This is a genomic window from Salinirubellus salinus, from assembly GCF_025231485.1.
Lineage (GTDB): Archaea > Halobacteriota > Halobacteria > Halobacteriales > Haloarculaceae > Salinirubellus > Salinirubellus salinus.
Map to the genome: position 1 here is coordinate 13,447 of NZ_CP104003.1, position 16,496 is coordinate 29,942.

General features: G+C 71.1%; 17 protein-coding genes. 5 read left to right on the forward strand and 12 right to left on the reverse strand.

The features are described from left to right. Positions 1 to 304: 304 nt before the first annotated feature. From N0B31_RS00105 to fer, 6 genes are all read right to left on the reverse strand, one after another. The gene (locus N0B31_RS00105; protein WP_260593714.1) at positions 305 to 439 is read right to left on the reverse strand and encodes a hypothetical protein; all 135 of its coding nucleotides are present in this window, start codon (positions 437 to 439) and stop codon (positions 305 to 307) included. Continuing rightward, complete coding sequence (locus N0B31_RS00110; protein ID WP_260593715.1) at positions 427 to 618, reverse strand: hypothetical protein; 192 nt, start codon at positions 616 to 618, stop codon at positions 427 to 429. Before N0B31_RS00110 ends, N0B31_RS00105 begins: the two co-directional genes overlap by 13 nt. A 61-nt stretch (positions 619 to 679) precedes the next feature. Then, positions 680 to 1,288 carry an AEC family transporter gene (locus tag N0B31_RS00115; RefSeq protein ID WP_260593716.1) on the reverse strand — a complete coding sequence of 203 codons (609 nt, stop codon included), beginning with the start codon at positions 1,286 to 1,288 and terminating at the stop codon, positions 680 to 682. After that, the gene (locus N0B31_RS00120; protein ID WP_260593717.1) at positions 1,240 to 1,596 is read right to left on the reverse strand and encodes an AEC family transporter; all 357 of its coding nucleotides are present in this window, start codon (positions 1,594 to 1,596) and stop codon (positions 1,240 to 1,242) included. Before N0B31_RS00120 ends, N0B31_RS00115 begins: the two co-directional genes overlap by 49 nt. Before the next feature lie 56 nt (positions 1,597 to 1,652). Further along, a complete protein-coding gene (locus N0B31_RS00125; RefSeq protein ID WP_260593718.1) occupies positions 1,653 to 2,372 on the reverse strand; it encodes a ribonuclease H-like domain-containing protein in 720 nt (239 codons plus the stop codon). A gap of 61 nt (positions 2,373 to 2,433) precedes the next feature. Beyond that, on the reverse strand, positions 2,434 to 3,102 hold the full coding sequence (fer, locus tag N0B31_RS00130) for a ferredoxin Fer (RefSeq protein WP_260593652.1): 669 nt from the start codon (positions 3,100 to 3,102) through the stop codon (positions 2,434 to 2,436). Positions 3,103 to 3,306: 204 nt separating this feature from the next. Between fer and N0B31_RS00135 the strand changes: the two genes are divergently transcribed. The 3 genes from N0B31_RS00135 to N0B31_RS00145 all read left to right on the forward strand — a co-directional run bounded on the left by N0B31_RS00135 (position 3,307) and on the right by N0B31_RS00145 (position 5,886). Then, entirely contained in the window at positions 3,307 to 3,813 is a 507-nt protein-coding gene (locus tag N0B31_RS00135) for a hypothetical protein (protein WP_260593719.1), read from the forward strand. A gap of 15 nt (positions 3,814 to 3,828) precedes the next feature. Next, the gene (locus tag N0B31_RS00140; RefSeq protein WP_260593720.1) at positions 3,829 to 5,640 is read left to right on the forward strand and encodes a tail fiber domain-containing protein; all 1,812 of its coding nucleotides are present in this window, start codon (positions 3,829 to 3,831) and stop codon (positions 5,638 to 5,640) included. A 63-nt stretch (positions 5,641 to 5,703) separates the two neighbouring features. Then, complete coding sequence (locus N0B31_RS00145; RefSeq protein ID WP_260593655.1) at positions 5,704 to 5,886, forward strand: hypothetical protein; 183 nt, start codon at positions 5,704 to 5,706, stop codon at positions 5,884 to 5,886. Position 5,887: 1 nt separating this feature from the next. Here N0B31_RS00145 and N0B31_RS00150 read toward each other — a convergent pair whose 3' ends face one another. Next, positions 5,888 to 6,832 carry an ABC transporter substrate-binding protein gene (locus N0B31_RS00150; RefSeq protein ID WP_260593656.1) on the reverse strand — a complete coding sequence of 315 codons (945 nt, stop codon included), beginning with the start codon at positions 6,830 to 6,832 and terminating at the stop codon, positions 5,888 to 5,890. Positions 6,833 to 6,885: 53 nt separating this feature from the next. Beyond that, the gene (locus tag N0B31_RS00155) at positions 6,886 to 7,716 is read right to left on the reverse strand and encodes a YqcI/YcgG family protein (protein WP_260593721.1); all 831 of its coding nucleotides are present in this window, start codon (positions 7,714 to 7,716) and stop codon (positions 6,886 to 6,888) included. A 316-nt stretch (positions 7,717 to 8,032) separates the two neighbouring features. Between N0B31_RS00155 and N0B31_RS00160 the strand changes: the two genes are divergently transcribed. Beyond that, positions 8,033 to 8,464: a hypothetical protein gene (locus tag N0B31_RS00160; protein ID WP_260593722.1), complete on the forward strand. Its 432-nt coding sequence runs from the start codon at positions 8,033 to 8,035 to the stop codon at positions 8,462 to 8,464. Positions 8,465 to 8,535: 71 nt separating this feature from the next. Here the strand turns inward: N0B31_RS00160 and N0B31_RS00165 are convergent, their stop codons facing one another. After that, positions 8,536 to 9,810, reverse strand: coding sequence for a M20 family metallo-hydrolase (locus N0B31_RS00165; protein ID WP_260593657.1), 1,275 nt, complete (start codon positions 9,808 to 9,810; stop codon positions 8,536 to 8,538). A 58-nt stretch (positions 9,811 to 9,868) separates the two neighbouring features. After that, positions 9,869 to 10,570 (reverse strand): hypothetical protein, encoded by a 702-nt coding sequence (locus tag N0B31_RS00170; RefSeq protein ID WP_260593658.1) that lies wholly within the window; start codon positions 10,568 to 10,570, stop codon positions 9,869 to 9,871. A 131-nt stretch (positions 10,571 to 10,701) separates the two neighbouring features. On the opposite strand from N0B31_RS00170, the gene N0B31_RS00175 reads away from it, so the two are divergent. Continuing rightward, complete coding sequence (locus N0B31_RS00175; RefSeq protein WP_260593723.1) at positions 10,702 to 12,327, forward strand: GMC family oxidoreductase; 1,626 nt, start codon at positions 10,702 to 10,704, stop codon at positions 12,325 to 12,327. 18 nt (positions 12,328 to 12,345) lie between these two features. Here the strand turns inward: N0B31_RS00175 and N0B31_RS00180 are convergent, their stop codons facing one another. Both N0B31_RS00180 and N0B31_RS00185 read right to left on the reverse strand, forming a co-directional pair. Next, positions 12,346 to 13,308, reverse strand: a complete 963-nt coding sequence (locus N0B31_RS00180; protein WP_260593661.1) for a hypothetical protein — start codon at positions 13,306 to 13,308, stop codon at positions 12,346 to 12,348. Positions 13,309 to 13,363: 55 nt separating this feature from the next. After that, positions 13,364 to 16,327: a G8 domain-containing protein gene (locus N0B31_RS00185; protein ID WP_260593662.1), complete on the reverse strand. Its 2,964-nt coding sequence runs from the start codon at positions 16,325 to 16,327 to the stop codon at positions 13,364 to 13,366. Positions 16,328 to 16,496: the final 169 nt, after the last annotated feature.

Below are 16,496 nucleotides of genomic sequence, written 5' to 3' on the forward strand. Positions count from 1 at the left end.
GGACGTCCGGCTCCCAGACGTGGGCGGTCCCTCGAACTGCTCGCTCATTCGCTCGAAGAACCGTTCGAGCTCCTCGAACGGGTTGCGTGTGCTCATTGTCGTGTACCTCGGTTCCGGAGACGACGAGACGGGACGTAGTTACACGCTGCCGAACACGGTCACGGTCGCGTGACCGTCACGACGCACGAGCGTCTGCCCCCGTGGAGCCGCGTCGGCCGAACCGACGTGTGGCCCCGGTTAGACGGGGCGTAACGTCCGACGCCGTGACGCTCGCTGCCGGCGGACCGTCACGGTCGCCGAGCGTTCAGACGGCGTCGGCCTCGAGGGCGCGCCAGAGCCGCTGGGCCTTCAGCGCCCCCGACTCGGAGGCCGGTTCGGTCCGGTAGTAGAATCGTACCGCGGGGTCGTCGCTTCCCTCCTCGGGGGTCAGGATGGCCACCAGCGTCCCGTCGGGGTGCGGAACTTCATCCCCTCGTCGGTCCGGGTGGCGCTCACGTCGCCGAGCGTCTCGTGGACGCGGGCCGCGACGGTCTCCACGTCGAGGGCGAGTCGCTCGCTGGCGAAGCCCGGGTGGTCCGTCTCGCCGCCGGTCGTCGGGGTCTCGTCCGTGGGAGGCATCGAGACGCTGTATGTCGTGCGCTGGCATATCGCTAGCCTGAGCGGACGGGACACTCCCGATTCAGACGACGAGTCCGAGTACCTCGACGACGAGGAACAGCGTCGCCACGGCGCCCACCGTCGTCGCCACCACGGTGGCGCTCGCGAGGTCGCGGTCCCCGCCGAGTTCGCTGGCGTAGATGTACGTCGAGACGGCGGTGGGCATCGCGAGCATCAGCACGCCCGCCCGGAGCGTCGACGGCGACGGACCGAGCCCGAGGAACACCGCGAGCGCCAGCGCGGGCATCACGAGCAGTTTCACGCCAGCGACGGCGCCCACCGCCGGCGGGTCGACCAGCCCCGTCTCGACCGTGAGCGACGCCCCGACCGAGAGCAGGGCGATGGGGAGCGCGAGCGTCCCCACCGCGTCGAGGGCGGTGGTCGCCGTGTCGGGCACTGCGACGCCGAGCGCGGCCCCGAGCAGGCCCAGTCCGAGCGCGATCAGCACCGGGTTCCGGGCGACGCCGAGCAGCTCCGCGCGGAGGTCGGCCTCGGCGCTCGTCAGGCGGGTGAGCAGGAGCACCGTCAGGGTGACCTGCACGAGCGACCCGACGCCGAGGACGATGCTCGCCTTCGCCGCGGTCAGCCCGCCGAACGCCGCGGCGACGAACGGCACGCCGAGGAACCCCATGTTGCAGTGGTACGACTGGACGACGGCGACCCCCGCTTCGCGGGGTCCGCACGGTGCCGGTGGAGCGCGAGACTCAGGCCGGCGACGGCCAGCAGGACGACTGTCACGCCGAGCAGGAGGCGCCACGAGAGCACGTCAGAGAGCGACTGCTCGACGGTGGAGGCGAACACGAGCGCCGGGAGAGCGACGTAGAACGCGAGCGCCGTCAGCCGGTCGCGCCGCGTCGGCGTGAGGACGCCGACGGCCCGGAGCGCGGCCCCGACGGCCAGCACGCCGAGCATCAGGCCCAGTTGGTCGACGACACTCATCTGCCCGTGAGTGGCGGGTGTGCGGGGTTGTGGCTTGTGGTTCGCCCGCGGACCGCTCAGAACGGGTGGCGGTCCGCGAGGGTGAACAGGTGGTCCACGTCGGCAAGCGTGTAGTCGGTCAGGACGGCCTCCAGCGTGCTCGCGTCCGCGCCGGCGTCGAGGGCCGCGAGGTACACCTCCCCGGCAGCGGCCACGTCGGCGCTCGTGACGTACGACTCTCGCGCCCGGTCGAGGACCGTGTCCATCCCGGCCACGTCGAGCGCGTAGTCGGCCCAGTGGGTGCGCCCGACGGCGAGGTCCTGGTGCGCGCAGAGCTCCTCGAGGCTGGTGTAGTTCCCGTACGCGCTCCACGCGCTGTGTTTCAGGTCGAGGTGGTCGACCGACTCGAGCAGCGCGTCGAGCGCCGTCGTGGCGTCGGCCGCCCCGGTCCGCTCGAGCCGGCCGGCGGTCACGGGGAGGTCGAACCGGTCGCCGTTGAACGTCACCAGCGTGTCCGGGTCGGCGTCGGCGAGAGCGTCGACGAGGCGGGCGCCGAACGCCGCTTCGGCCTCGCGTGACGCCCCCTCGCGGAACAGCACCGTCGCCTCGTCTGGCGTCTCGCTCGGGCGTGTGCCGGGCCGCTGGACGGCGACGGCGGCCGCGAGCAACTCGAAATCACCGGGGTCGTCGAAGTCGGGGTACTCGTCGGCGGGGACGTCGGGCGAGACCGTCTCCAGGTCGAACGCGAGGAGGGTCCGGCCGGTGAGGGCGCTGCCGGTGAGCGTCTGCTGGGTCATACCCTCCCGCCGGGCCGGGGAGGCAAGAAACCGCCGCCTCCGACTGTCCCCCGGGCCGTGGTCAGTCGTCGAGTTCCGCGCGGTTGAACCGCGAGAGCGGCAGGCGCAGGTCGTCGAGGCCGGGTAGGTGCTTGACGTTGAAGACGATCTTCGCCTCCTGCGAGGTGGGCGCGGTGAGACAGGAGAGGCGGATGCCGCGGTCGGTCATCGACGAGGGGAGGATGTGGTTCGAGGACATCGGCATCTCGCCCTCGATGATGGCGACCGCACAGTTCGTGCAGGCGCCCCCGCGGCAGGCGTACGGCCAGACGAGGCCGTTCTCCTCGGCCGCCTCCAGCAGGGTCTGTTTCGGCTCGATGACGAACGTGCCGAACTCCTCGCTCCCCAGTCCGGCCTCGGCGGCCTTCTCGAACAGGTCCTCGTCGGTGAGTTGCCAGCCCTCCTCCTGCAGGACCTCGTAGTCGAGGTAGTGGATGCGGGTCTGGTCGGGTTCGAGCGTCCCGGCCTCCTCCTCCTCTTCGGGGACCTCCGGGTCGGCCGTCTCCTCGGCGTGGTCGGCCGCGTCGTAGCCCGCCTGGATACGCTCGTAGGCGTTCCTGACGGTCTGGAACTCGCGGACCGACCCCCCGTGGTCCGGGTGTGCCTCCTTCACCCGAGCGCGGTAGGCGTCCTCGACAGTCTCGTCGTCGGCGTCGGGGTCGATGCCGAGGACGTCGAACGGGGATGCCACACCGACCGGTAGGCGTCTCGGGGAGTAAAGTCCACCCTTCCGTGCCGGGACTGCCGGGTTCGCCGGCCAGCGCGCTGCCGGCGAACCACGCCCGCCCGCCGACCCCCGTTCACGCCGTGAACGGCCGTTCACGCCCGCTGTGGGGTTCAGAACACCGGTCGACCCCGTTGATTTATGCCAACGACTCGCAAACTCCGGGTCGTGATGTCGGACGAGAACGACGAATGGGGGGTGGACCGGCGGACGCTCCTGCTCGGGGCGACGGCCGGGACGACGGCGCTCGCGGGGTGCAGTTACCTCGCGGGCGTCTGGCCGTTGGGGGACGACGATGACGACGGTGGGGACGGGACGCCGACACCGACCGTGGGGTACGGGGGGCAACCGACCTCGACGCCGCCCGCGACGCGAACGCTCACGGCGACGGCAACGGCGACCGCCACCGCGACGCGGAGCGGAGGCGGTGGTGACGGGGGGACCGCCACGCCGAACGAAGACGGCGAGGGGTCGACGGCGACCACCACGGCGACGGACACGCCTGGCGGGACCGATTCGCCGACTGCGACCGACACGCCGACCGATTCGCCCACGCCGGGGGGGACGGACTCCCCGACGGCGACGGACACCCCGACCCCGATCCCGGCATCGGTACCCGAGGACGACTACGGGGACCAGCACTACGGCGACGACAGCTACGGGAGCGTCGACAACTGACGATTCACGACTACTATGCCCGAGACACCAAACCACGACTACAACGTCCCGAACGCGGGCGCCGAGGACTGGCACGTCCCGCTGAACGAGAACTTCGAGCAGTACGATACGGACATCGAGATACGCGACGAGGCGTCCAGACGAGGGGACTACGACCCGAAACAGGGGGCGAAGTTCCTGGAGACGGATACCGGACTCGTCTATCAGGGGGACGGCTCGGCGTGGGTTCCCGCGCTGGCGTACGGGCGGTACGTGCCAGCGGATTCGGCCGACCAGACGGGAAACATCGTCTTCGGACACCCGGCGAACAGTGTCGGCTCCGACGCTGTCGGGGCCACCATCGGCGGGGGTGGTACTGCTGCCAATCCGAACACTGTGACAGGCACTTTTGCGACCATCGGTGGCGGGCGGGTCAACACGTCGGGCGGAGCGAATTCGACAGTCGGTGGCGGGGTGATAAATAGGGCCAGTGGATCGAATTCGACGGTCGGTGGTGGGAGAGGAAATACGGGTAACGGAGAGAACTCGACAGTTGGGGGAGGAATCTCGAACGACGTGGTGGGCCGAGGAGCGACTGTCGGGGGTGGGAGTGGAAATCTTGCCCAAGAGGAGCACGCCACCATTGGAGGCGGGCTGGATAACCGTGCGCTCAAAGCTGATGCTACCGTCGGGGGCGGGAATGCAAATGTTGCAAGGGGTTTCGGTACCGTAGTGTCTGGTGGTGACACTAACCAGGCCGACGAAGCGTATTCGACGGTCGCGGGGGGTGAGGCCAACAGTACGTCTGCTCCGTATTCGACCGTCGGCGGCGGGCACATCAACGTCGCGAGTGCGGAGAAATCGACCATCTCGGGCGGGGTCCGAAACGAGGCGACCGGCGGGTACGCGACGGTCGGCGGGGGCGAGGAGAACACGGCGGAGGATTTCGGCGCGACCACCGCCGGCGGGTACCAGAACCGTGCGTCAAGCCAGGGGTCGTCCGTCGCCGGTGGCACAAAGAACGTCGCGAACGGCTCCGATGCGGCCGTCGGCGGCGGGCACCTCAACGGTGCGAGCGGCTACCGGTCGACCGTCGGCGGGGGGACCAACAGCAGCGCGTCGGGTCGTGAGTCGACCGTCGCGGGCGGGTCGAGAAACGAGGCCGACGCGGACCGTTCGGCGGTCGGGGGTGGCTACTCGAACTTCGCTAGAGGGGAGGCCTCGACCGTGCCTGGCGGCTCCGTGAACGCCGCGAACGGCGACTACGCGTTCGCCGCCGGCCGGAAGGCGAACGCCGAGGGGAACGGCACCTTCGTCTGGGGTGATTCATCCGACAACGGGGTCACCGCCACCCAGGACGACGAGTTCAAAGTACAGGCCGGCGGTGGCGCAGTCATCTTCTCGTCGAGCGACCACTCGTCCGGGGTCAATCTCCGGTCGGGATCGGGGTCGTGGTCGGCGTGGTCCACGCGGGCCAGCAAGGCGAACGTCGAGGCCGTCGACCCCGAGACGGTGCTGGACGGGGTCGAATCGCTCGACATCTCCACCTGGAACTACCGGGCACAGGGCGCCGAGACCCGACACATGGGGCCGATGGCCGAGGAGTTCGCCGAGGCGTTCGGACTCGGCGCGGACGACGAGCGCATCAGCAACGTGGACGCCGATGGAGTGGCGTTCGCCGCGATACAGGGGCTGGCCGAGCGACTGGACGAGCGAGAGGCGCGCGTCGAGGAACTGGAATCGGAGAACGAGGAACTGCGCGACCGGCTCTCGGCGCTGGAAGCGCGTGTCGAATCGATGGCGACGACCGACGGAGCGGCGAGCGACCCCGCCCTTGCGGACGACTGACGCGGAGACGGACCCACGCCCGAGACACGCACGCTGAGCACCGACCTGACCGAACCCCTGCTGGTGCAGGTGACGCCGCACGCCCGCGAGCGGGCCCTCCCGCAGGTGATCGAGCGCTCGACCCACCGTATCGTCGTCGAGGAGTTCGAGGGCGAGACCGGGAGCTACGAGGTGTCCTACACGGTGAAGGGGACCCGCGAGGGGTTCGCCGGCGAGGAGGTCGTCCGAGACCCCGCCGCGCGCTGACTCAGCCGAGCAGGTCGTTCGTGTAGAGCGTGCCGGCGTCGAGTTCGCTCGCGGGCAGGTGGTCGCCGTCCAGCGTCCGCAGTATCTCGTTCTTCGCCAGCCAGTCGACGAACGTGGCCCACCGCTCGTGGGCCATCCGGCCCCACTCGCCGTCCTCGGTCAGGAACGCGCCGGAGAGCCGACGGGCACTCTCGACGAGGAACTCGTGGTCGTCGAGGTTCGGCCCGTCCTCGCCGGAGAGCGCGTCGGCCGCTCGCTCGGGGTCGGCGGCGGCCTCGCGGTAGCCACGGGCGGTGGCGTCGAGGAACGACGCGAGCGTCCCGTCCGGGTCCGCCAGCGCGTCCGGGTGGGCCAGCAACACCGGCGTGTACCCGTAGGGCACGTCGTACTCGTCGAGGCCGAAGGTACGGAGCGCGTGGCCCGCGCGCTCGGCGAGGAGGCCCTCCCACGGCTCGAACACCCACGTCGCGTCGGCGCTCCCGTCGACGATGGTGTTCGGGATGCCGAGTTTCGGCGGAGTGACGATGTCCACGTCCCCTTCGCCCCCGTCGTTCTGGACGAGGTGTCGCACGATGTCGTCCTCGAACCGGGCGTCGTAGGAGGCGTAGGTTCGCCCGTCGAGAGCACGGGGTCGCTCGACGTCGCTCGATTCGAGCACGGCGATGGCGCTCGTGTCGCGCTGGCAGAGCGCAGCGACGGCCGTCAGCGACGGGTACGCCGGGTGCGTGTGGTAGCTGATGGCGCTCTCCGAGGGCGCCACCGCGAGGTCCGCGTCACCGGCCGCGACTCGCTTGGCGGGCGTCGTCTCGTAGTCGTCCACGGCGGGCGACAGGAACGAGGCGTCGACGCCGGCCGCCTCGTAGTGGCCGGCCTCGCGGGCGAGGTAGAACCCCACGTGGTTCGTGTTCGGCGTCCAGTCCAGGGCGACGGTCACGCTGCCGGTCATACGTTGGTGGTACTCTTCGGTGGTAGAAAACTCCTCGGGCGGAGGCCGCCGGGTCAGTCCGAGGGCTGGCGCGGGAGCGGTCGCGAGACGCCGGGGTCGAGCGCCGGCGAGACCCTCGGGTGGTCCCGCGATATCTCGATGGGGCACTCGTCGGGCGCCTCCGCGTCGTCCGCCGAGAGCATGTATTGGGGCCACTCGAGATCCGACCCGTAGTCGCCGATGTCGGCGTGAGGGCAGACGCCGTCGTAGTCGACGAGTCGGTCCTGGATTACCCCGCGGGCCTGCTGGCCGGCCTCGCTCTCGGCGGTGACCTCGAGGCGCTCGAACAGTTCGCGGGGCTGGAACGTGATCTCGAGCCCCACCGGGCAGTACCGGCTCCGGCGCTCGTCGTAGAACGGCGCGCGGCAGGTGGGGAACATCGGGTGACCGGCGAAGGAGAACTCCCAGTATGGGTCCTCGGGGTCGGTCGGGATGGCCTCGGGCCACGGCGCCGGGTCGTGGACGTGGAGGAACTGGAGGACGTGCCAGAGCGCCTCGTGGTACTCCCGCTCGCCCCACTCACCCTCGGGCGGGGCGAAGAACGTCACCAGCGACGCCCGCTCGGAGTGGGCCGGCCACACGTCGAGGTACTCGACCAGCACGTCACGGAGCGAGAGGAGGGCGTCCTTGTCGGTCATGGAGGGGACGACGGTGTAGAGCGGGTCCCCCGCCCGCACCGACTCGGCGCCGAAGAAACACGGGAACGGCGACCCCTCGTGCTCGCCGGTGAGCCCCTCGTGGAACGTCTCCCAGTGCGCACGCACCCAGTCGGGTCCCGTTCCGGATTCGACGCGCTCGGCGAACGTCGACTGGTCCATCAGGCTCTGGAGGCCGGGTTCGTTCATCGTCGATTGGTTCCCGTACGGGCCGGGCGAACCTCAGTACTGCGGTTCCGGAGCGGGCGTGCCGGGCCTCGGGGGACTCGTCCCGCGTCTCGCGTCCGGAAGACTCGATGCGAGCGGCGCCCCCGGTCGCCGGCCGGGGCTGCCCGCAGACACGCGTCTCCGGCTCGGCTTCGAGGCGTCCCGCCACCGTCTGCTCTCTCAGCAAGTGAGGATGGGGACGCACCCGTCCGGTTCCTCCGTCGGTTCTGGCGTGGGTTCTGGGGTCGGCTCCTCGGTTGGCGTCGGAGCCGGCGTCGGCGTCGGTGACGCGGTCGGTGTGCGCGTCGCCGTCGGGGACGGCGTGGGCACGGGCGTCGCCGGCGAGACGCCCCGCGGCTGCCGCGACGGGCCGCGCGGCCCGAGCCAGCAGCCGACGGGGGGCACCGGCCCCCTCCCTGAACCCGACGGCGAGGAGGGCGCCGAGGCGACCGAACACCGCGAGACACGCGACGAGACGGGCGACGACGGCGCGGGCTCCGGCCGTCGCAGCTCGCGCGAGGTAGCCCGGTCGGTCGTCGCTCGACTCCCAGTCGAACTGGTCGTCGAACGCCGCCGGCGCCGCCGCCCAGCGCACGTCCGAGGCGGGCGAGAGGCGTCGGTCGTCGGGGCCGCCCTCGTCGCCGTCGTCGCCAGTCCCGTTCGGTCTCGGGTCCATGCTCCAGGTCACCCGAACCGGGCGGACACACACCGTTCAGTCCGTCGCCGGTGATAGCCGGAGGTACATACGCTGGTGGCGGCGGGAGGTCGCCCCCGGCGTCCCGCGAGCGGTGCGTCGGTCGCTCAGGCTCCAGCGAGGGCCGCCAGCGCTCCCGCCAGCACGCGAGTCGCGTCGGCGCAGTCGTCCCAGTCGGTCCACTCCGCGGGGTTGTGCGAGACGCCGTCGCGCGACGGGGCGAACAGCATCCCGGCGTCGGTGACGCGGGCGACGTACATCGAGTCGTGGGCGGCGCCGGAGTGCATCTCGTGGGTGGCGATGCCGGTCCGCTCGCCCGCCTCGACGAGGGCGGCCCGACAGCGCTCGGCCATCGGCGTCGGTTCGACGTCGAACGCCCGGTCGAACGTCGTCTCGACGCCTCGGTGTGTCTCCACGTCCGTCAGGGCCGCCCGCGTCTCCTCGACGAGGTGCTCCATCGAGTCGCGCTCGACGCTCCGGACGTCGACGCCCATCTCGACCCGGCCGGGGACGACGTTGGTCGCGTTGGGCGAGACGCTCAGGTGCCCCACGGTGGCGACGGCCGCCGGGTCGGTGCCGGTGCGACGCTCGGCCGCGTCCTCGACGGCGAGGACCACCTCGCTCGCGGCGGCCAGCGAGTCCGTCCGCTCGTTCCGACCCATCGGCGTCGACCCAGCGTGGTTCGCCTCGCCGACGACGGTGGCGTCGCAGTGCGTGATCCCCGTCACGTCCGTGACGACGCCGACGGGGACGCCGAGGTCCTCGAGGAGCGTATGCTGTTCGACGTGGAGTTCGAGCCACGCGTCCCACCCGCCCGCGTCGAGACGGCTCTCGCCGGCGAACCCGATGTCGTCGAGGGCCTCGCCGAGCGTCCGCCCGTCGGCGTCGGTCAGCGCGAGCGCCTCGTCGACCGACCGCTCGCCGACGGCCACCGAGGAGCCGAGCAGTCCCGGCCCGAACGTGGCGCCCTCCTCCTCCGTGAACGAGACCACCTCCACGGGTCGGGCTGGCTCGACGCCGGCGTTCTGCATCGCCCGCACGGCTTCGAGTGCGGCGTAGATGCCCAGCGGGCCGTCGAAGATGCCGCCCTCGGGGACGCTGTCGAGGTGGCTCCCCGAGGCGACGGGGGCGGCGACCGGGTCGGCGCTCGCGGGTGTCCACCGGCCGACGACGTTGCCGACGCCGTCGACGCGCACGTCGAGGCCGGCGGCTTCCAGCCGGTCGACGAGGTACGCACGCGCTTCTCGGTTCGCCTCGCTCCCGGTCCGGTTCGTCCGGCCGTGGCCCGGCGCGGACGGGGCCGCGCCGCTGGCCCCGAACTCGCCGTTACGCTCGATGTCTGCCCGGAGTCTGTCGGCGTCGACCGCGTCGGCGAGGTCCATACCGGGGGGTCCGTGGTCCGTCGGCAAAAGCAGGTGGGTGCGAGGGAGCGAGCAGGCCCTACTCCAGCAGGACGGTGAACCCCCAGTCGGCCTGCGCCATCGACTCCATCGAGTCGCCGGCGCCGATGTGGGTCTCGAACCGGAACTCGCCGACAGGGAGACAGCCGTCGTAGTCGGGGAGCGCGTAGAGTTCCACGGCCGCCGCGATGGTCTCGCCGGCGGCGAGTTCCTCCGTGCGGTACTCCATAGTCGTCGCGACGGCCTCCGACAGCCGCCAGCAGTTCCCCTCGGCGACGGGGTACTCGCCCTCGGCGGGGAGCAACTGGAGGACGCGCGCGTCGTCCACGACGTACTGGAATCGCACCGCACGGCCCTCACCGACCGTGATGGGCGCGTCGCTCGTGTTCGTGAGCGTCACGCGGAGCGCGGGCGGGTGGTCAGCCGTGGCGACCGGTTCGAGGACGCTCACGCCGGGTTCGACCGGCAGGTCGGGTGCGGGGTCGGTCCCGACGAGGGTGACACCGGGACCGCCGGTGCCACGGGGGCGGGTGCCGCCGGCGTCGCCGTCACCACCGTCGCTCCCCGGCAGGGGTTCGTCGCCGGAGCCGGGGGTGGCGGTGGGCGTCGGCGTCGGGGAGTCGGTCGGGTTGGGCGACGGCGTCCCGTCCGAGCCCCCGGTGCCAGCGGCCACACAGCCGGCGAGGAGACCCATCCCGAGGAGGCCGGCGCCGGCGAGCAGGGTGCGTCGTGTCGGTTGCATGGAGACTCCCACGTCGGGTGAGAGGATAACGACGCCGTAGCCTCAAAGGCCCGCTTGAACGGTGGCGAACGAGGCGAGACCGGTGCGCCATCGTGAGGTAAGTTCATTGTGTGCGAATCACACGTGACGTCATGGCACGACGGAACTACGACTACATCGTGGTCGGCGCCGGGTCGGCGGGGTGTGTCCTCGCGGACCGCCTGACTCGCGACTCGGAGACCACCGTCCTCCTGCTGGAGGCCGGCGAACCGGACGAGAAACGCGAGATCCACATCCCGGCCGGCTTCCCCGAACTGTTCAAGAGCGAGGTGGACTGGGAGTACTACACCGAACCGCAGGAGCACGCCGCAGACCGGCGGCTCTACTGGCCCCGAGGGAAGACGCTCGGCGGGTGTTCGTCGACGAACGCGATGATCTACATCCGGGGCCACCAGTGGGACTACGACCACTGGGCCGAACTCGGCAACGAGGGCTGGGACTACGCCTCGATGCTGGAGTACTTCGAGCGGGCCGAGAACTTCGAGCCGGCCGGTTCGCCGTACCACGGCCTCGGTGGCCCGCTCAACGTGACCGAACCCACCTCGCCGCGGCCCGTCTCCCGGGCGTTCGTCCGCGCCGCCACGCAGGCCGGCTACGACCGGAACGACGACTTCAACGGTGCCGACCAGGAGGGGTTCGGGCTCTACCACCTCACCCAGAAGGACGGCAAGCGCCACTCCGCCGCCGTCGCCTACCTGCACCCCGCACTCGACCGGAAGAACCTCACCGCCGAGACGGGCGCGCAGGTCACCGAGGTGACCATCGAGGACGGCGTCGCCGCGGGCGTCGAGTACGAACAGGACGGCCGGAGGCGGTCCGCCAGCGCGAGCGAGGAGGTGATAGTCAGCGCGGGTGCGGTGAACTCCCCGCAACTGCTGATGCTCTCGGGCATCGGCGACCCCGAGCACCTCGCGGAGCACGGCATCGAGACCCAGGTCGAGTCCCCCGGCGTCGGCCGGAACCTGCAGGACCACCTGTTCGCGTTCAACGTCTACGAGACGGATGACGACGTGAGCACGATCGACGACGCGGACAAACTGCAGAACGTCGCCAAGTGGTTCGTCCTGAAGCGCGGCAAACTCACCTCCAACGTCGGCGAGAGCGGCGGGTTCGTCCGCACCAGCGACGACGAACCCGCGCCGGACCTGCAGTACCACTTCGCCCCTTCCTACTTCATGGAACACGGCCTCGCGAACCCCGAGGAGGGCCGTGGGCTCTCCATCGGCGCGACGCAGCTCCGACCGGAGAGCCGTGGCCGTATCGCACTCGCCTCGGAAGACCCGTTCGATGCCCCCCGTATCGACCCGAACTACCTGAGCGAGGAGAAGGACCTCGAAGTGCTGGTGGAGGGGCTGAAGCGGGCCCGCGAGATCGCCTCCCAGTCCGCGCTCTCGGAGTACGTCGGCCGCGAAGTGTGGCCCGGCGAGGACGCCCAGAGCGACGAGGAACTCGCCCAGCACGTCCGCGAGACGTGCCACACGGTCTACCACCCGGTCGGGACGTGCAAGATGGGCGACGACGACATGGCCGTCGTCGACGACGAACTCCGGGTCCACGGGGTCGAGGGTCTCCGGGTCGTCGACGCGAGCGTGATGCCCACCCTCGTCGGCGGGAACACGAACGCGCCGACCATCGCCATCGCCGAGAAGGCCGCGGACCTCATCCGTGAGGAGCGGACACGGGCGGAGCGAGAGCCGATCCCGGCCGACGACGACTGAGTCCGAGTCGGCCCCGACTCAGTCCACCTTGTTCACGTAGAGACCGTAGTTGTAGAGCGTCTCGCCGTCCCAGAGGAGGTTGTCGTTGTCGACGCCCGGCTCCTCGACGGAGAGGTCGAGGCGGTCGAGGAGTTCCTCGTAGGTCGCCGAGAGCGGCGTCGTCTCGCGGTACTCCTCGAGTCCTCGCGCCCGCTCGAACAGCTCGCGGACATCGCTCGAGAGGTCGTCCGGGGCGAGCTCCACGTCCACCCGGTCGGCCAGCACGATCTCGTGGAACGCCTCGCGGGAGTCGGCGACCTCGACGGCGTGGGCCGTGTAGGCCGTCTCCAGCAGCGACTCGGTCTCGGTCGTCAGGCGGTAGTTCCACGGCCCGTCCTCGGTCATCGAGACGACACGGCCGTCGAGGTCGCCGCTGGCGAACTGGCCCTCGAGTTCGGCGGGTCGACGGAGGACGTAGCCCCCACCGTCGGTCAGGAGGTCCACACCGCCGCCCTGTCCGCCGCTCTGGATGCCCGAGTGGTGTATCTTGACGACGCGAGCGTCCACCCGCGAGAGCTCGTCGACGAGCAGAGCGTCGTCGGGGACCTCCTCCTCGGGAACCTCCTCGGCGTAGACGACCTGCCGCTCCATCCGCTTCCGGCCGGTGACGAGCACGTCGGTCTGGAAGTAGCGCCCCTCGTGTTCGACGTAGTGGTCGCTCGCGAGGGGCTCGTAGCCGTAGGTGGTGTAGCGGCCGTCGGGGAGGATGGCGTCGAGCGCCTCGCTCGCGGTCCGGTCCAGCGGGTGTGTCCGCTCGTCGTCGCGGAACAGCACGTACTCGACGGGCGACTGGTCGACGTGGATGAAGCTCAGTGTGTACTCGAACCGCGGGCCGGACTGACCGAGGTCGTCGAGGGCGGCACAGCCGGCGAGACCGACCGCGAGACCGGCCGCGCCGGCGCCGAGGAACTGCCGTCTGGAGGGAGGGCTGTCGGAGACCATACGTGGCGGTCGTGTCGCCCCCTGAATAAGTCTTCAGACTCCGGGGGACCGCCACTCAGGCCCGTGTCTCGCTCGGCTCCCCGTACAGCACCGGCGGCGTCCGGCTCGGCGTCACCGCCAGTCGGTCCAGCCGCGTGTCGTCCTCGCGGAAGGCGACGGTCAGTGTGTGGTCCCCCCCGAGCGAGAAGGCGCGTGGCTCGCCGCCGTCGTCCTCCACCGCCTCCCACGCCCAGCCACGGCGGGTCCGCAACCCGTCCCAGCGAATCCACTCGCCGTCGTCCACCCGGAACCAGAAGGAGTCGGCGTCACCGGCGGGTGCCCGGACCCGGCCGAAGACGTGGTACTCGCCCTCGGGGACCGAGAACTCGTGGACGAGGTGGCCCTCGCGCGGGGGTTCGTCTGTGGACTCCACGCCGTCGGTGGTGAGGTAGGCGCCGCCCGACGCGCTCTCGCTCTCCTCTCGGACCCACGGCGACCCGTACTCACCCGCCTCGGCTTCGAGCCAGACGGTCCGCTCGGCCGACGCCTCGCTCCCCAGCCACCCCGCCGTCACCCGGTCGTCCGCGACGGCCGAGTCGGGAACGGGACGACCCTTCACCGCGAAGCCGAAGCGGTCGTAGAGCTCGCGGTTCGACAGACCGACCACGTCACTCGCGTCGGCCCCCTCGCCGACCAGTTCGTCGATGCGGCCGTGGTCGCCGAGTTCGTCGAACGCCGAGCGGTCGGGGACCGGGACGTGGTCGGGCGCCTGTTCCGCGTAGAACACCTCGCGGCCGTCGAGCACGAGGGTCTCGTCGGGGTCGAACAGTTCGCGCGGGCCGATGTCGTCGAACTCGTTCAGGCTGGCGACGAGGTGCCCGCGCGGTTCGGGCCGGCGCTCGTCCGAGTCCTCGACCGGCTCGCCCGCGGGGTCGTCCACCTCGCCGCGCTCGAAGGTCACGTCCCGGAGCCGTACCCGCCGGGTCGGGTGGTGATGGCCGTCCTCGACGACGAGGTTCCGGCGGTTGGCGAGGCGGGTCCGCTCGACGTTCGTCACGCCGCGGACCATCGCGTTGACGCCGCGTTCGAACCCCTCGACGTCGCCCCCCTCGATGGAGACGTGGAACGGGTACGGGACGTTGCGGTTGAACCCGACGCCGTCGCGGCCCCGGCCGGAGACGAGACGGGCGTCCACGACGCGGACGTTGTGGCTGTAGCGCATCGTGATGCCGGCGTTGCCGCCCCGGCGGTTGCCCCGGTCGGGGTCGACCTCCTTGCCCCAGTGGGTGACGAACGGGCCGATGTCGTGGGCGGTGAACCCCTGGATTCGAGACCACTCGCCGAGGCGGGTGTGACCCCAGCCGAACTGGTGCCGAGAGACGTCGAGGCCGCCACCCGAGGCGAACGCGGTGTTGTTCTGGAACGACTTCAGGTTCAGGTAGGCCGAGGAGACGTGGCCGTTCGTGACGTGGTCGGACTCCTTCAGCGGCTCGCGGCCCTCGACGAGCGAGACGGGGAAGTTCGGCACCGTCCCGCGCCGGTCGTCGATCTCCTCGCCGGGGCGGAGTTCCCAGTCGACGAGCGGCCGGTTCCAGTAGACGAACCCGTAGTAGCGGTGGCCGGCGGCGACGTTCCCCTCCACGGCGACGCGGGGCCCCTGGAACCAGAAACCGTGGCCGCCGTGGCCGAAGTCGTCGACCTTCCCCGGTCGCTCCTCGCCGGTCCGGAACCGCCGACTGTCGAGGAACTCGCCCGAGCCCTCGGACCGGAGCGCGAAGTTCCGGCGGAACGAGCCACGCTCGTCGCCCGCTTCGGCGACGAAGCCGCTGCCGACGACCCGGTAGCTCACGCAGTCGACGACGTCGGCGTGGCTGTGGTGGTTGACGTAGCCCCACCCGGGCGAGCCCCAGACGCAACACCCCTCCACGCGGTGCGCGGCGGCCTCGATGCCGGTGATGTGGAAGTGGAGCGCGTACCGGGCCTTGACGTTCGGGTGCTCCTCGGCGTCCTCCGGGGGGACGCCGTGGATGGGGTCGGTGAACGGGCGGGTCTTGTCGGTCCGTCCGAGGTCGTAGACGCCGGTGTAGCGGAGGGTGTTGCCCGGCGCCATGAACATCAGGTGTCCGCGGCGTTTCGTCTCGGCGGATTCGGACTCGAAGCGGACGTTCCGGTCGAGCGCCAGCGCGTAGGCGTCGAGGTCGTCGGCCGCCGGGACGTGGTCGTGTTCGAGTCGTCGGTCGAGGTGGACCGTGGTCCCGTCGACGCGCCGGACGAGTACCTCCTCGTCCTCGTTCGCCTCCGGGTTCGTCCCCGGGACGACGAGTCGGTCGCCCGGGCCCCAGTCGGTCGGGGCCTCCGGGAGCGAGAGGGTCGAGTCGCCGCGCTCGGGGTGGCTCGCCAGCCGGGTCCACGAGGTGGTCTCGGCGCCGTAGGACTCGACCACGCCCATCGCCAGCAGCCCTCGGCTCAGCCGGTTCGGGTCAGAGCCGGTGTCGAGCGGCCCGTTGTCGAGGAAGGTGACGCCCGCGGCGCGGTCCGAGCGGACGGGCCGGTTCTCCCGGCCGATACGCAGGAGACTGCCGGGCGTCGTCACCACCGTCTCGGCCCCGAGGTGGGTGTCGGCGTCCGGCGCGAACTGGAGGACCCCGTCGACCCGGACCCAGTCGAGCCGGGCCGTCTCGCGGTGGTCGAGGGTCACCGTCACGCCGTCCTCGACGACGACGCGGGCGCCGTCCTCCGGCACGTCGCCGTCCCACGTCCCGCCCGCGGCCCACCGGCCCGAACTGGTCGCGCGGTGGGTCGCCTCGGCGTCGGGGACGAGCGCCAGCACGTCCTCGTTCGGGGTGACCGGGACCGGCCGCTCCGTCGAGTCGGCCCCGCCGCCGGCCAGCGAGGTGAGCGCCCCGGCCACCTCCTCCCCCCGTGCGACACCCGCCCCCACGGCGGCCGCACCGAGCAACCCCAGCACGCGCCGCCGGTTCGTGCGCTGGCCGTCGTCGTCCGGGCGGTCACCGTCGTCTGGGGGGTGCGCGTCGGTCATGGTGGTCTGACGCGGGGGTCGCACACCCCCACGCGGTCACCCTGTTCTCACGCCGAATTCGACTTAAAAAACTGGGCGAACTCGGCTCTCGATTCTCGTGTCACGGCGCCGCTCGCCGCGGCTCGGGTGGGTGAGCGGGGCGCAGGCTTATACGAGTGTGTCACGTACT